The 13431-nt window shown below is 54.6% G+C and carries 14 protein-coding genes; 10 read left to right on the top strand and 4 right to left on the bottom strand.

The window, feature by feature from the left end:
• The first annotated feature begins 1 nt into the window (after window position 1).
• Together DSM117340_RS07095 and DSM117340_RS07090 are read left to right on the top strand one after the other, a co-directional pair.
• On the top strand, window positions 2-478 hold the full coding sequence (locus DSM117340_RS07095) for an arsenate reductase ArsC (RefSeq protein ID WP_089891150.1): 477 nt from the start codon (window positions 2-4) through the stop codon (window positions 476-478).
• Window positions 475-1131, top strand: a complete 657-nt coding sequence (locus tag DSM117340_RS07090) for an MIP/aquaporin family protein (RefSeq protein WP_089891153.1) — start codon at window positions 475-477, stop codon at window positions 1129-1131. Before DSM117340_RS07095 ends, DSM117340_RS07090 begins: the two co-directional genes overlap by 4 nt.
• Here the strand turns inward: DSM117340_RS07090 and DSM117340_RS07085 are convergent.
• On the bottom strand, window positions 1128-1754 hold the full coding sequence (locus DSM117340_RS07085; RefSeq protein WP_089891156.1) for an XRE family transcriptional regulator: 627 nt from the start codon (window positions 1752-1754) through the stop codon (window positions 1128-1130). The genes DSM117340_RS07090 and DSM117340_RS07085 overlap by 4 nt on opposite strands.
• A 52-nt stretch (window positions 1755-1806) precedes the next feature.
• Between DSM117340_RS07085 and DSM117340_RS07080 the strand changes: the two genes are divergently transcribed.
• From DSM117340_RS07080 to DSM117340_RS07060, 5 genes are all read left to right on the top strand, one after another.
• A complete protein-coding gene (locus DSM117340_RS07080; RefSeq protein ID WP_354690024.1) occupies window positions 1807-3324 on the top strand; it encodes a class I adenylate-forming enzyme family protein in 1518 nt (505 codons plus the stop codon).
• A gap of 86 nt (window positions 3325-3410) precedes the next feature.
• A complete protein-coding gene (locus DSM117340_RS07075; protein ID WP_089891163.1) occupies window positions 3411-4049 on the top strand; it encodes a DsbA family oxidoreductase in 639 nt (212 codons plus the stop codon).
• Entirely contained in the window at window positions 4046-4348 is a 303-nt protein-coding gene (locus DSM117340_RS07070; protein WP_089891166.1) for a potassium channel family protein, read from the top strand. The genes DSM117340_RS07075 and DSM117340_RS07070 overlap by 4 nt, the downstream gene beginning before the upstream one ends.
• Entirely contained in the window at window positions 4345-5577 is a 1233-nt protein-coding gene (locus DSM117340_RS07065; protein ID WP_089891169.1) for a multidrug effflux MFS transporter, read from the top strand. Before DSM117340_RS07070 ends, DSM117340_RS07065 begins: the two co-directional genes overlap by 4 nt.
• 140 nt (window positions 5578-5717) lie before the next feature.
• Complete coding sequence (locus tag DSM117340_RS07060) at window positions 5718-7922, top strand: NADP-dependent isocitrate dehydrogenase (RefSeq protein ID WP_089891172.1); 2205 nt, start codon at window positions 5718-5720, stop codon at window positions 7920-7922.
• A 66-nt stretch (window positions 7923-7988) separates the two neighbouring features.
• Here DSM117340_RS07060 and DSM117340_RS07055 read toward each other — a convergent pair whose 3' ends face one another.
• Window positions 7989-8777, bottom strand: a complete 789-nt coding sequence (locus DSM117340_RS07055) for a class II glutamine amidotransferase (RefSeq protein WP_089891175.1) — start codon at window positions 8775-8777, stop codon at window positions 7989-7991.
• A complete protein-coding gene (locus DSM117340_RS07050; RefSeq protein ID WP_089891180.1) occupies window positions 8777-8983 on the bottom strand; it encodes a DUF6356 family protein in 207 nt (68 codons plus the stop codon). Before DSM117340_RS07050 ends, DSM117340_RS07055 begins: the two co-directional genes overlap by 1 nt.
• Before the next feature lie 119 nt (window positions 8984-9102).
• Here DSM117340_RS07050 and DSM117340_RS07045 point away from each other — a divergent pair, with 119 nt between their 5' ends.
• Entirely contained in the window at window positions 9103-9558 is a 456-nt protein-coding gene (locus DSM117340_RS07045) for an Lrp/AsnC family transcriptional regulator (RefSeq protein WP_333908493.1), read from the top strand.
• A gap of 11 nt (window positions 9559-9569) precedes the next feature.
• Complete coding sequence (locus DSM117340_RS07040; RefSeq protein ID WP_089891187.1) at window positions 9570-9899, top strand: SMR family transporter; 330 nt, start codon at window positions 9570-9572, stop codon at window positions 9897-9899.
• Window positions 9900-9985: 86 nt separating this feature from the next.
• Here DSM117340_RS07040 and DSM117340_RS07035 read toward each other — a convergent pair whose 3' ends face one another.
• Window positions 9986-10858 carry an NAD(P)-dependent oxidoreductase gene (locus DSM117340_RS07035; RefSeq protein WP_271437047.1) on the bottom strand — a complete coding sequence of 291 codons (873 nt, stop codon included), beginning with the start codon at window positions 10856-10858 and terminating at the stop codon, window positions 9986-9988.
• A gap of 94 nt (window positions 10859-10952) precedes the next feature.
• Here DSM117340_RS07035 and DSM117340_RS07030 point away from each other — a divergent pair, with 94 nt between their 5' ends.
• Window positions 10953-13430 (top strand): penicillin acylase family protein, encoded by a 2478-nt coding sequence (locus tag DSM117340_RS07030; protein ID WP_089891193.1) that lies wholly within the window; start codon window positions 10953-10955, stop codon window positions 13428-13430.
• The last annotated feature ends 1 nt before the right edge of the window (window position 13431 follow it).

Raw genomic sequence — 13431 nt, 5'->3', positions numbered from 1 at the left:
TATGAATATTCTAGTACTTTGCACAGGTAACTCGGCGCGTTCTATTCTGCTTGAAGCGATCTTGAACACACAAGGTGCAGGGCGCGTGACCGCTTATTCTGCGGGGTCACAACCCTCAGGCGAGGTTCACCCCTATTCACTAAAGCTTTTAGCATCACGAGGCTATGACACGTCTATGGCTCGCTCCAAAAGCTGGGATGAGTTTGCGGCCGCAGACGCGCCCAAGATGGACGCTGTCATAACGGTCTGTGCGTCAGCCGCAGGGGAAACATGCCCCATTTGGCCTGGTGCTCCCGTACGCGCGCATTGGGGCGTTGATGACCCTGCAGCAGCGATTGAGGCTGACTGGCCCGAAGCATTCGAGGCCGCTTATCGGCTTCTTCACTTGCGCGCAGAGGCCTTTTTAGAGTCACTTGCAGCTGATCCTTCGCAAACAGATTTAAAAGCAGCGCTTGATGCTGTGGGAACACTCTCATGAAACAAAAGCTTATTGCCGAAACCCTTGGAACGGCCTTTCTTTTGATTGGCGTGATTGGCTCGGGCATTATGGGCGAGACGCTCTCGGACGGAAACACCGCCATCGCATTGCTCGCCAACGCGATTGCAACGGGCTGCATCTTATACGGTATAATCACATGCCTTGGCCCCGTTTCTGGTGCGCATTTCAACCCAGCTGTGACCCTCTTCTTCGCCTTGCGTGGTGAGCACACATGGAGCGCCTTTTTACCCTATGTTCTTGCCCAGTTCGTCGGTGCGTTGCTTGGGGTTTGGGCTGCACATATGATGTTTGATATGTCTATCCTGCAAGTGAGTGACACCATGCATCGCACAGGTCTTGCACAATGGAGTTCAGAGATTATTGCAACGTTTGGACTGCTGTTTGTAATTGTTGGCGGCGTCGTTCACAAACCTGATACGGTCCCGCCGCTTGTTGGCCTCTATATCACGGGCGCTTACTGGTTCACGTCTTCAACAAGTTTTGCCAACCCTGCGGTCACATTTGCGCGCGGCTGGTCAGATACTTTCGCGGGCATCGCGCCCCAGCATATTGGAATGTTTGTGGTTATGCAGCTGATAGGGGTTGGCGTCGCCTATCTGGTGCTGCCACTGGTCTTCTCAAAGGTAGATTAAGCGAGCGAGGTTACCCAGAGCACATTTGCATCGTCTGCACTGACTGAGACGACATTGTGCCCCATCGAAGCGTCATAATAGGCGCTGTCACCACGGCGCATCTCTACAGGTTCGTAAAACTCGGTGTAGAGCCGTATCACGCCTGTCAGCACGTACAAAAACTCTTCGCCATCGTGACGCACCCAGCCATCAAACTCATCCATGCTGCGTGCGCGGATGCGCGCTTGATAGGGCAGCATCTTTTTCGCCGACAAGCTTTCGCCCATCAGGCTGTGCTCGTATGTGGCCGTGATGTGCCCTGCGCCCTCGCCAGAACGTGTGAGACTCATGCGTGCGGTGGCTTGCGCCGACTGTGGCGGCGTAAACAGCTGAGGCACAGAAATCTCAAGCCCTTGTGCGAGCTTTTTGAGCGCCTCATAGGTTGGCGACATCTGGCCATTTTCGATCTTGGATAAGGTAGAGCGCGCCAGCCCTGCTTGTTTACTTGCCTGCTCTAGCGTCAGCCCAAGACTTTTGCGCAGATCTCGCACACGTGTCCCAAGATCTATTTGCTCGGGGGCAGGCGTATCGCCGCCCGCACGGGCGATCTTGATAAGGGATTTGGGGTCAGCGGCATTTGTCATGGCGCTTTCATAGGGCCTTGCGCAGCCCGCGCCAAGCCCCTAGCAAAAGACTATGGACAGCATACTCAATAAAGGGCCTTTCGCGCCCTGCCCGTCTCCTTTCAATATGGCCGCCCACGTTTTGGGCCGCGCCACCATGCAGCCCGAAAAAGTAGCCCTGACTGTGATGGGGCGCAGCCAAGACACGCACTGGAGCTACGCCAAGCTCGAGGCCGCCGTGCGCGGCACAGGTACGGGGCTTTTGAGGCTTGGCCTTAAGGCGGGTGATATTCTGCTCTTGCGCTTGGGCAACACACCTGAGTTTCCCATCGCGTATTTAGGTGCAATCGCTGTTGGAGTGATCCCTGTGCCAACGTCTTCACAGCTCACGCTTGGCGAAGTTGAAAAAATCGTCGCAACGCTCAAACCAAAGGCCATAGCGCATGGCGCCTCGTTTCCGTCTCCCGAAGAGGGATCATTTCAGCGCATCAGTGAGGCTGATCTTGCAGAGATGCATGCTTTGCCGCCCTGTGACTATGTAGTGGATGAGCCTGATCGCATGGCTTATATCATTTACACCTCAGGGACGTCGGGCCGCCCCCGAGCGGTCATGCACGCCCACCGCGCCATATGGGCGCGGCAAATGATGTTTGAGGGTTGGTATGGTCTCAAAGACGACGACAGGCTCTGTCACGCAGGCGCTTTCAATTGGACCTATACGCTTGGCACGGGTCTGATGGACCCATGGACGATCGGCGCAACTGCGCTTATCCCTGAAGATGGAATACCCCCCGAAGCACTGCCCGACTTAATGAAAAGCCATTCGGCAAGCATCTTTGCCGCTGCTCCGGGCGTGTATCGCAAAATGCTCAAGTCTGGCAGCACGCTTGATTTGCCAACGCTCCGTCACGGGCTTTCAGCAGGCGAAAAACTCAGTGAGCCGCTCCGTGAACAGTGGAAAAAGGCAACAGGAACAGGTGTCTATGAAGCGTACGGAATGTCAGAATGTTCCACCTTTATTTCCGCAAACCCGACTGCACCTGCAAAAAATGGCGCGCTTGGGTCGGTTCAGACGGGTCGTAACATTGCGCTACTAGCCGAGGATGGATTTGCACCCCAAGGCGAGGTCGGCCAAATTGCTGTGCATCGCTCTGATCCTGGCTTGATGCTTGGATATCGTGACGCAAACGAGGACACGGCCAAACGCTATCGTGGCGACTGGTTTCTTACGGGCGATCTTGGCGTTTTGTCTGAGGATGGCCAAATACATTACAAGGGACGCAACGACGATATGATGAACGCCGGTGGCTACCGTGTCTCCCCGCTTGAGGTTGAAGCGGCTCTTTTGGCCGCGCCCGAAGCTGAGAAACTAACGGCCCTCGCAGTCTGCGATGTGGAAATAAAGCAGGACGTGCGTATCATTGCGGCTTTTTATACATCAGAGGCGATGGTCGACGAAGCCGTTCTTGAGGCTCAGGCAAAAGACATACTTGCCGCCTACAAACGCCCCAAGCTTTACCGGCGCATCGACGCGATGCCGCTTGGCCCCAACAACAAACTACGCCGCGCGGCCTTGAGAGACTTTCTCTAAAGCACGCGACGTATTTAAAACAGGTCTCGCCATTTGGGTTTTGCTTTTGGGCTGACGCAGATAGAGAGAAAGCGAAAGGCAGTTTCATGATCAAACTTGATATTATCTCCGACCCTATTTGCCCTTGGTGCTACATCGGCAAAGCCCACCTTGACCGCGCTCTTGAGCAACGCCCTGATCATCCCTTTACGATTGAGTGGCATCCATTTCAGTTGAACCCGGCGATGCCCAAGGCGGGAATGGACAGGCGCGAGTATCTCGAAACCAAGTTCGGCGGCAAAGAAGGCGCGGTGCGGGCCTATGCTCCCGTTGTCGAAACTGCCGAGCGCGCTGGCCTCAAGATTGACTTTGAGGCGATGAAAAGAACGCCAAACACGCTTGATGCCCACCGTCTTATTCATTGGGCTGGGATTGAAGGCCGTCAAACCCCTGTCGTTTCTGCTCTTTTTAAAGCTTACTTCAAGGAAGGCCGAGATATTGGCAGCCATGAAGTCCTCGCAGATGTGGCCGACAGCATGGGCATGGACGCCGCTCTCGTACTGAAGCTCCTTGGGACTGACTCTGATGTTGAAGACATCAAGGCACGTGATGCGCACTCGCGTGAAATGGGCGTGAATTCTGTGCCAACATTTATTGTCGCGAGCCAGCATGCCGTCCCTGGAGCCCAGCCTCCCGAGCTGTGGCTCAAAGTCATGGACGAATTGATTGAGGCACAGGGCAAATGACCCTCTCGACACGCTCCATTCTCTTGTTGCTGGTTGTCGTTGTCTTGTCTGGCACAGTGTTTTTCCACCTTGTCGAAGGCTGGAGCTGGATTGATGCTTACTTTTTCACGGTGGTCACCCTTTCGACCGTCGGCTACGGCAATCTTGTCCCCGCGACAGTGCTCGGCAAGATCGGAACAACCGTCTTTATCTTTACAGGTCTCGGGATATTCGCCTTGGCCATTCAACAGTTCGGCCATTTTGCTTTTCTAAAGCGCCGAAGAAAAGCCGTTGAGCCACGCCGCGAGACCCAGGAATGAGTGAAATTCGTATGAGTAAAGCCGAGTTTATCGGTCTTATGGCGATGATGTTTGCGATGACCGCTTTCTCAATTGATGCCATGCTTCCGGCCCTGCCCCAAATCGGAGAAGAACTTAGCCCTGAAAATCTCAATGCCGCGCAGCTGATCCTGACAGCTTTTGTTCTTGGGATGGGCATAGGCACTTTTTTCACAGGCCCCTTGTCTGACAGCTTTGGTCGCAAGCCTGTGATCTATGCAGGCATTGTGCTCTATATGGTCGGTGCGGTTTTGGCGTGGGCGGCCCAGACGCTTGAGTTGGTTCTGGCCGCGCGCCTCGTGCAAGGCCTTGGCATCGCAGGCCCCCGTGTCGTCTCCATAGCGATTATCCGCGACCTGTTTTCAGGGCGTCAAATGGCAAAGCTTGTATCGATTGTTATGATGATCTTTACGCTTGTGCCCGCGATTGCACCCCTCATCGGCGCTGGCATTATCGCGTTGACAGGTTGGCGCGGTATTTTTGCAGCCTTCATCATTTTTGCGTTTTTGGTCACGGGTTGGTTTGGCTTGCGGCTTGAGGAGACACTTCCAAAAGAAGAGCGTCGCCCGTTTGAAGCCAGTAAGCTGAAAGGCGCACTGAAAGATATGCTCTCATACCCCGTCGTGCGGAGTGTAATTGTCGTACAAACGCTTTGCTTTGCGGTTCTCTTCGCCGCACTGTCTTCTGTACAGCAGATCTATGACATCACTTTCCAGCGCGCTGAAAGTTTTCCATATTGGTTTGGGCTTGTAGCTATCCTTGCGGGCAGCGCATCGATCGTTAACGCGATGCTCGTGGTGAGGCTCGGGATGCAGTTTCTGACAACGGTCACGCTTGTTTTGCAGGTTGCTCTCTCTGCCTGCATGATCCTGCTGACTTTTTTGTCTCTACCAGTTGATGTCTATTTCGGGCTCTTCGTGTTTTGGCAGTTCTCGCTTTTTGCAATGGCGGGTCTCACACTTGGAAACTTAAACGCGATGGCAATGGAACCTCTCGGACACATTGCTGGCCTCGCGGCCTCAATTTTGGGGGGGACCTCTACGGTATTTGCAATGGCCTTCGCAATTCCCATCGGTTTAGCCTTTGACGGAACCCCACGACCGGCAGCGATTGGGGTCTTTTTGCTTTGCGTGGTGGCACTTGTCTTCATGCTCAAGCTAGAACGCACACCACGAGTTCAACACGGCCGAAAAGCTAACAGAAATATATAGGTTCCATTTTGAAGTGTAGTCTCTAAAGCCCTTCAAAATTTTTCTGTATACTTTTGCATACCGTCTTTCATTTGAGCGTGATCTGGTCTATGAGACAGGAAAATATCTGAATCGTAACACCTGATCGAGAAGGATCTGAAATGGCTGACACACATACACCCGATATCATTTACACAAAGGTTGACGAAGCCCCCGAGCTTGCCAGCGCCTCGCTTTTGCCGATTATCAAGCGTTTTGCCAAAGCTGCAGACATTACTGTGGGCACAAAGGACATTTCGCTTGCGGGCCGTATCCTCGCCGCCTTCCCTAATCACCTCACAGAAGCGCAGCGTCAGTCTGACGATCTCGCGGAGCTGGGTGAATTGGTTAAGACCCCTTCGGCGAATGTGATCAAACTGCCAAACATCTCGGCGTCTGTGCCGCAGCTTGTGGCGGCTGTTAAAGAACTTCAGTCCCAAGGCTATGCTCTGCCTGACTATCCAGAAACACCAACAACAGATGCTGAAAAAGCTGTTCGCGCAACCTACGACACGCTCAAAGGTTCCGCTGTGAACCCTGTCCTGCGTGAAGGCAACTCAGACCGCCGCGCTGCCGTCGCTGTTAAGAACTACGCGCAAAACAACCCGCACCGCATGGGCAAGTGGACAGCCGAAAGCAAAACTCGTGTTGCAGCCATGTCAGGTGGTGATTTCTTCTCAAACGAAGTCTCAGCCACCCTCCCCAAAGCCGCGACCGCCAAAATCGTTCTCGAAACCGCCTCAGGCGAAACTGTTCTGAAAGACGGCGTTTCATACCCCGCAGGAACGGTCGTTGACGCGACTTATATGAGCGCGGCAGCTCTTGGCAAATTCCTTGCAGAAGAGATTGAAAAGACGAAGGCTGAAGGCACACTCTTTTCCCTGCACATGAAAGCCACGATGATGAAGGTCTCCGATCCAATCATCTTCGGCCACGCTGTGCGCGCATTTCTAGCGCCCGTTTTTGAAGCCCATGGTGAAGCGCTGAAGTCCCTTGGTGTAAATCCCAACTCTGGCCTCGGTGATCTTCTCGCACGCGTCAAAGACAACGCCGATATCATGGCCGCAATTGAGGCCTGCATGGCGGCCCGCCCCCCCATGTATATGGTCGACTCAGACCGTGGTATCACCAACCTGCATGTGCCTTCAGATGTGATCATCGATGCCTCCATGCCCGCGCTGATCCGCGCTGGCGGAAAAGGCTGGGGCCCTGACGGAAAAGAGGGTGATGCCAACTGCGTCATTCCCGACAATTCATACGCCCCAGTCTATGATGAGAGCATCAAGTTCTTCAAAGAAAACGGCGCTCTGAACCCTGCGACAGCTGGCACAGTGCAAAACATCGGCCTGATGGCGCAAAAAGCCGAGGAATACGGCTCGCACCCAACAACCTTCGAGCTTGCCGAAGCGGGCACAGTGAAAATGATCCTTGAAGACGGCACCGTGCTTCACAGCCACACAGTCCAAGCGGGTGACATCTGGCGTTCGGCCTCCGCGCGCCAAGCGCCGATTGAAGACTGGGTAAACCTTGCGATTGATCGCCAACGTGCGACAGGTTTCCGTGCAATCTTCTGGCTTGACGCAGCGCGCGCTCATGATGCCGAGCTTATCAAATATGTGAAGCCTATCCTTGAAGCAAAAGGCGTTGCTGACAAATTTGAAATCATGGCCCCGCGCGAAGCCACGCGCGCCTCACTTGAGACAATCACAAAGGGCGAAAATACCATTGCAATCACAGGCAACGTGTTGCGCGACTATCTGACCGATCTCTTCCCGATCCTTGAGCTCGCTACATCGGCCAAAATGCTTTCGATCGTAAAGCTGATGCAAGGTGGCGGCCTCTTTGAAACAGGTGCTGGCGGCTCAGCTCCCAAGCACGTGCAACAGCTTGACGCGGAAAACCACCTCCGCTGGGACAGCTTGGGTGAGTTCTGCGCCTTGGGCGAAAGCTTGCAATTCTTGGCTGACGCCAAAGGCAACGAGAAAGCACGCGTTCTGGGCAAGGCTGTTGATGCCGCCACTCAGGGCATCTTGGATGACAACCGCTCGCCTTCGCGCAAAGTTGGAGAGCCTGACAACCGCGACAGCCATTACTGGTTTGCCCGTTACTGGGCCGAAGCCTTGGCGGCTCAATCAGACGACGCGGCCCTTGCGGCTGAGTTTGCTCCTGTCGCCAAAGCCTTGGCAGATGGCGAAGCGGCAATCGTTACCGAGCTCGCAGCAGCGCAAGGCAAGCCCGCAGATACGGGCGGCTACTATCACGCTGATGCAGCCAAGCTCGCCGCTGTGATGCGCCCGAGCGCGACGCTCAATGCGATAATCGGCTAAATCAAAAAAGAGGCGCTCTGGAAACAGGGCGCCTTTTTTCTATTCACTTTAGACGGTTGTAAAAAGCTAGGCCGGAGCGCACTCAGGTGCAAAGCGTTCAAAGGACACTTTCGTGCCTTCAAAAATAGCAACAGTTCCTGCCTCTTGCGCACACCATCCCCCTTCCCCATCGACCAAAGGTTCCGACACAATCGCCCAGCCCTTCCGGCTCTCACTCCAGCGATTGTAGAGCGTTGGAGCGTTCTCATCTGAGGCATAGCGAAACGCATAGAGCCGTTGGCCGTCACAAAGCGCAGCTGAAAATCGCATAAACGGAAGCACACCGCTCCTGCGCGCCAGGGCTTCAAGTCGTGCCACAGCGCGCCCCATTGCCCCTACGGGATCAGCCTCAAGCCCCTCGCCCAAAGCAATAAGAAAAAGCGCTTCACTGTCGGTCGCACCTTTGCGATGTGGGTAATAGCTCTCCTCGATCATCATATCCGCTGTCTTCCGAAAGCCGTCATAGCCTCCAACTTGTCCATTGTGGACAAAACTGTAGCGGCCATAGGTGAACGGATGACAGTTGTTGCGGCTGATCGCCGTGCCCGTGGAGGCTCGAACATGAGCGATGAAAGCATGGGATTTCACCTGCGCACACAACGCTTTCAAGTTTGGATCAGACCACGCTGGAAACACATCTCGGTATAGCCCAGGCTCAGGGCGTGCGTGATACCAAGCGATGCCGAAGCCATCCGCGTTGATCGACGTTTTGCACTCTTCTGCCGCCCGCGATTGCACAATCAGGGAATGACCAGGCTTAGTAACAAGGTCTTCAATGAAGATAGGCGCCCCAAGATACGCAGCCCAACGGCACATCAGCGCCCCCGATTGTGTGTTCGCTCATAAAGCTTTGCAATAATCCTACTTCCAGTCTTTTCAAATGCAGCGGGGATAACGGCATGCACCAACGCTGCAAAAGCGGCTGCTCCCAGCCAAAACGCAAACCAGAGCGCAAAGCGCATATGCTCAAAATAAGTCTCGTTTACAGAGTCTGGGTGGTTTAAAAACAGCTTTGCAATCATGTCGGCGCTCCTGTGTGTTCTGTTCTTGTCCTAAGTAGCGCATCACAGTGTTCCCTTTGTCCCAAAAATCACCTAATTTACTCTTCATGTGAGACAATTTCACACAAGGAGAGCAAATTTTGGGACAGGATGAAATGGATCGTAAGGTCCTACGGCAGCTACAACGTGACTGCGATATCTCGCTCGACATGCTCAGTCTCGAAATCGGCCTATCTCGTAACGCCTGTTGGCGCCGTATAAAACACATGCAAGATGCTGGTCTCATCCGCAAACGAGTGGCTCTACTTGATGCGCCAAAGCTTGGTCTTGGGCTGACAGTCTATATTCAGGTGCGCGCTGAGAAGCATGCTGCGGGATGGTCCGCAGCTTTCGCCCGTGCCACGCGCTCGATCCCTGAAATCACGGGTGTCTTTCGTATGTCGGGCGATCTGGACTACCTTATTCGCGCTCATGTTGCAGATATGGCCGGTTACGACAGGCTTTATCAAAAGATGATCGCAGAAGTTTCCATGGCGGATGTGTCGGCAAGCTTTGTGATGGAGAGCATCAAGGATACAACAGAGTTACCGATCTAAAGGAATCCCCCATGCCCTACCTCTACCTCGCTATCGCAGTTGCTTTTGAAACGATAGGAACCTCAGCCATGCAGGCCAGCCAGCAGTTTACGCGGCTTTGGCCTTCGGTGCTTGTGATTGTCGGCTACGCGATCAGCTTTTACTTCATGGCGCTGACCCTGCGCTACATGCCTGTCGGTATCGTTTATGCGCTTTGGTCGGGCCTTGGCATTATTCTCATCGCGCTGATCGGGTATGCAGTCTTTGGCCAAAAACTCGACCTCCCTGCTATCGCTGGTTTAGGTCTGATTATAGCCGGGATTGTTGTCATCCAACTTTTTTCAAACGCAACGGCCCATTAGGCCGCTGCAACTTCTTTTCTGTCTCAAACATCTTGAGAGTCTGGGGGCAAAGCCCCCAATATGGCGTCGCCAAAGGCGGCGTACCCCTAGGCTTTAGACCCGAGCCGCTTGATGAGGCTGGAGGTGTCCCAACGGCCACCCCCCATCTTTTGGACGTCCTTATAAAACTGATCAACAAGCGCCGTTACGGGCAGGCTTGCGCCAATTTCATCCGCTGTCTCGAGGCAAATTCCAAGGTCCTTGCGCATCCAGTCAACGGCAAAACCGTGTTCGAACTTGTCATCCAACATTGTTTCGTGACGATTGCTCATCTGCCAGCTGCCCGCTGCGCCTTGCGAAATCACCTCAACCACATCGCGTCCGTTGAGACCCGCTTCCTGAGCAAAATGAAGCGCTTCAGACAAACCCTGGACAAGTCCGGCAATCGCGATCTGGTTGCACATCTTTGTCATTTGCCCAGCACCGCTCTCGCCGATCCGTCGGCAAATGCGAGCATAGGCGGCCATAATGGGCTCTGCGCGAGCATATTCCACAGCGTCACCACCACACATCACAGACAGAACACCGTTCTCAGCGCCCGCTTGTCCGCCTGACACGGGCGCATCGACGAATGCGACACCCATCTCTTTGGCCGTCCCGTAGAGCTCGGCGGTGACTTTTGCGGATACAGTCGTATGGTCCACAAAACAGCTGCCTGCCGCCATGCCCGCGAAGGCACCATCGTCTCCGAGACAAATGGCGCGCAAATCATCGTCATTGCCCACGCAGGCCATAACGAACTCAGCCCCTTCGGCAGCCTCGCGTGGCGTCACACAGGCCTGGCCGCCATGCTGTTTCGCCCAAGCCTCCGCTTTAGCGGATGTGCGGTTATACACTGAAACATCATGCCCTGCGGCTTTCAGGTGGCCAGCCATCGGATATCCCATTACACCAAGCCCTAGAAAAGCGAGTTTCGCCATAGTCTTTCCCCTTGCATTCAAACGTCTTATCGTTTGTGTCGGGCGCGGGGCAACTTGGCAAGCCAAAAGCCTGATTAAAGAACAAGGGACGTTCATGCTGTTAGTGTTTCGGTGGTTATTGCGGATCGCATCCGTTCTGGTCGTGCTCTCGGTGATTGCCGTGATGGGCGTCTATTATCTGGCCTCACGCTCCCTGCCTGACTACGACAAAGCTCTCGATGTCTCAGGCCTGACCGCGCCTACACGCATATTGCGCGACCATTCCAATGTGCCTCATATCTTTTCAGAGGAAGATGCCGCTGTCTTCTTTGGACTTGGATATGCGCATACACAGGACCGTTTATGGCAAATGACGGTGATGCGCCGAACCGCTCAAGGCCGATTGTCTGAAGTGTTCGGATCGGCAACTCTGCCTGTCGACAAGCTCCTGCGCCGCTTTGATATCTATTCTCTCGCACGCAGCTCTGTTGCAGCCCAAGACGCAGAGACACTGGCTGCGCTAGAGGCCTACGCCGCGGGCGTTAACGCCCGCCTTGCTGAAATTAACGAAAGCGCATTGGGCCGCGGTGCCCCCGAAATGTTCCTCTTCAATGCCCCCATCTCACCGTGGCGGCCCGAAGATTCCATCGCCATTCTCAAGCTTATGGCCGTTCAGCTCTCTGGCCATGCCGCAGATGAAATTCTGCGCGCACGCACCTCTCTTTCGCTGGATAATGACACCCGCCTCAAAGATTTGCTTCCAGACATGCCTGGCACAGGCGTAGCGGCCCTTCCCGCCTACGCAAGCCTCTTTCCGTCGGCGGGTTTTGGGACTCAAATCGCGCGGGCCAAAAGCCTGCCGCAGCACCCGCTCTCACCGTTTCAGCCGCGGGGTTTGGCAGGGGCATCCAATGCTTGGGCTGCTGCGCCTTCGCGCTCTGCGACAGGCGGCACGCTACTCGCCAATGATCCTCACCTTGGACTTACCGCGCCCGCGATATGGTATCTCGCACGCCTTGAGCTTTCCTCAGGGGGAGTGATCGGCGCAACCATTCCTGGGATGCCGCTCATACTTGTTGGCCGCAGTGAAAGCCTCGGTTGGGGCTTAACATCTTCCTATTTGGATGATCAGGATATCTTCATTGAAGAACTGAACCCAAACAACCGTGAAGAGTATCGGACTCCCGACGGCTACAAGCCCTTTGTGTCGCGACGTTCAATCATCAAGATCAAAGACGAACCCTCAATCACCCTCACACTTCACAGCACAGATAACGGCCCCGTTCTCCCTCCAAGCTTTCGTAATGTAGGTGCCGTGACACCCGCAGGCCATGTCGCAGCCCTCGCGTGGACAGCCCTTGAGCCGAACGATACGTCAATGAGCGCTGGCTTTCATATCATGCGCGCACAAAACATTGACGACGCTTTGACAGCCAGCGCGCTCTACATTGCACCGTCCCAAAATTTGACGCTTGCGGACAAAGACAACATTGCCATGAAAACAATCGGTGCTATGCCGCGCCGTCCTGCAGAAGCCGAAAGCAAAGGTCGGATTCCCTCGCGCGGCTGGCTGACACAGAACCGCTGGCAAGGCTATTTTCCCGCGACGGCCAACCCAGAGTTCATACGGCCTACAGGCGGAATTGTTGGCAATACCAACAACAAACTGCTTGAACGCCCCTTTCCGCTACATGTCTCCTACGAATGGGGCGACAGTCAGCGTATTCAGCGCTGGCAGCGTCTCATGCAAGGACGCAAAGCTCACAGCCGCGAAAGCTTTGTTGAGGCGCAACTAGATATCACCAGCACGACAGCGCGCACAATTTTGCCACTGGTTGCTGCTGACCTCTGGTTTACAGGCGAAGCCGCTCCAGAAGGCACTCCAGAGCGCCGCCGCCAGATCGCACTCAACCTGCTGGCCGGCTGGACAGGCAGCATGAACGAGCACCTACCAGAGCCGTTGATCTATGCCGCATGGATGCGATTCTTACAGGAGCGGATCATCAAGGACGAGCTTGGCCCATTGGCGGAAGAGTTTCCTCATCTCGAGCCGTTGTTTATCGAGCGCGTTTTCCGTAATATTGATGGCGCTGGTGTCTGGTGCAATATCATCCAATCATCTGCAACAGAGACCTGTGCAGACATCGCGCGCATGTCCCTTGATGATGCACTTGTTTGGCTCAACGAGGTCTACGGAACATCAATAGAAGCGCTCCGCTGGGGAGATGCCCACGAAGCAACACATGATCACCCTGTGTTGGGCGAGGTGTCTGTTTTGCGTCATTTCGTCAACATTCGCCAAAGCACATCTGGTGGAGACAATACGCTGATGCGCGGGCGCACACGCGGAACAGGGCCAGAGCCATTTCAAAACGTCCATGCTGCAGGCTATCGTGGCGTCTATGACTTCACCGATCCTGACAGCTCGATATTCATCACCTCCACAGGCCAATCAGGCCATCCCCTATCCCGTCATTATGACGATCTTGCGCAGCTCTGGCGGCGCGGCGAGTATATCACCATGTCACTGGATGAAGGCCTCGCACGCGCCGCATCTGTAGGAGAAACAGTGCTGACGCCCAAATCTGACTAAG

The organism is Lentibacter algarum (genome assembly GCF_040580765.1).
Classification (GTDB): Bacteria; Pseudomonadota; Alphaproteobacteria; order Rhodobacterales; family Rhodobacteraceae; genus Lentibacter; species Lentibacter algarum.
The sequence above is the reverse complement of the archived record's forward strand: the minus strand, read 5'-3'. Positions and strand labels throughout refer to the sequence as shown.

Bases quoted from the DNA above. Each gene is read 5' to 3' on its own strand.
- DSM117340_RS07095 (WP_089891150.1), top strand. From the start codon at position 2: ATGAATATTCTAGTACTTTGCACAGGTAACTCGGCGCGTTCTATTCTG.
- DSM117340_RS07090 (WP_089891153.1), top strand. From the start codon at position 475: ATGAAACAAAAGCTTATTGCCGAAACCCTTGGAACGGCCTTTCTTTTG.
- DSM117340_RS07085 (WP_089891156.1), bottom strand. From the start codon at position 1,754: ATGACAAATGCCGCTGACCCCAAATCCCTTATCAAGATCGCCCGTGCG.
- DSM117340_RS07080 (WP_354690024.1), top strand. From the start codon at position 1,807: ATGGACAGCATACTCAATAAAGGGCCTTTCGCGCCCTGCCCGTCTCCT.
- DSM117340_RS07075 (WP_089891163.1), top strand. From the start codon at position 3,411: ATGATCAAACTTGATATTATCTCCGACCCTATTTGCCCTTGGTGCTAC.
- DSM117340_RS07070 (WP_089891166.1), top strand. From the start codon at position 4,046: ATGACCCTCTCGACACGCTCCATTCTCTTGTTGCTGGTTGTCGTTGTC.
- DSM117340_RS07065 (WP_089891169.1), top strand. From the start codon at position 4,345: ATGAGTGAAATTCGTATGAGTAAAGCCGAGTTTATCGGTCTTATGGCG.
- DSM117340_RS07060 (WP_089891172.1), top strand. From the start codon at position 5,718: ATGGCTGACACACATACACCCGATATCATTTACACAAAGGTTGACGAA.
- DSM117340_RS07055 (WP_089891175.1), bottom strand. From the start codon at position 8,777: ATGTGCCGTTGGGCTGCGTATCTTGGGGCGCCTATCTTCATTGAAGAC.
- DSM117340_RS07050 (WP_089891180.1), bottom strand. From the start codon at position 8,983: ATGATTGCAAAGCTGTTTTTAAACCACCCAGACTCTGTAAACGAGACT.
- DSM117340_RS07040 (WP_089891187.1), top strand. From the start codon at position 9,570: ATGCCCTACCTCTACCTCGCTATCGCAGTTGCTTTTGAAACGATAGGA.
- DSM117340_RS07035 (WP_271437047.1), bottom strand. From the start codon at position 10,858: ATGGCGAAACTCGCTTTTCTAGGGCTTGGTGTAATGGGATATCCGATG.
- DSM117340_RS07030 (WP_089891193.1), top strand. From the start codon at position 10,953: ATGCTGTTAGTGTTTCGGTGGTTATTGCGGATCGCATCCGTTCTGGTC.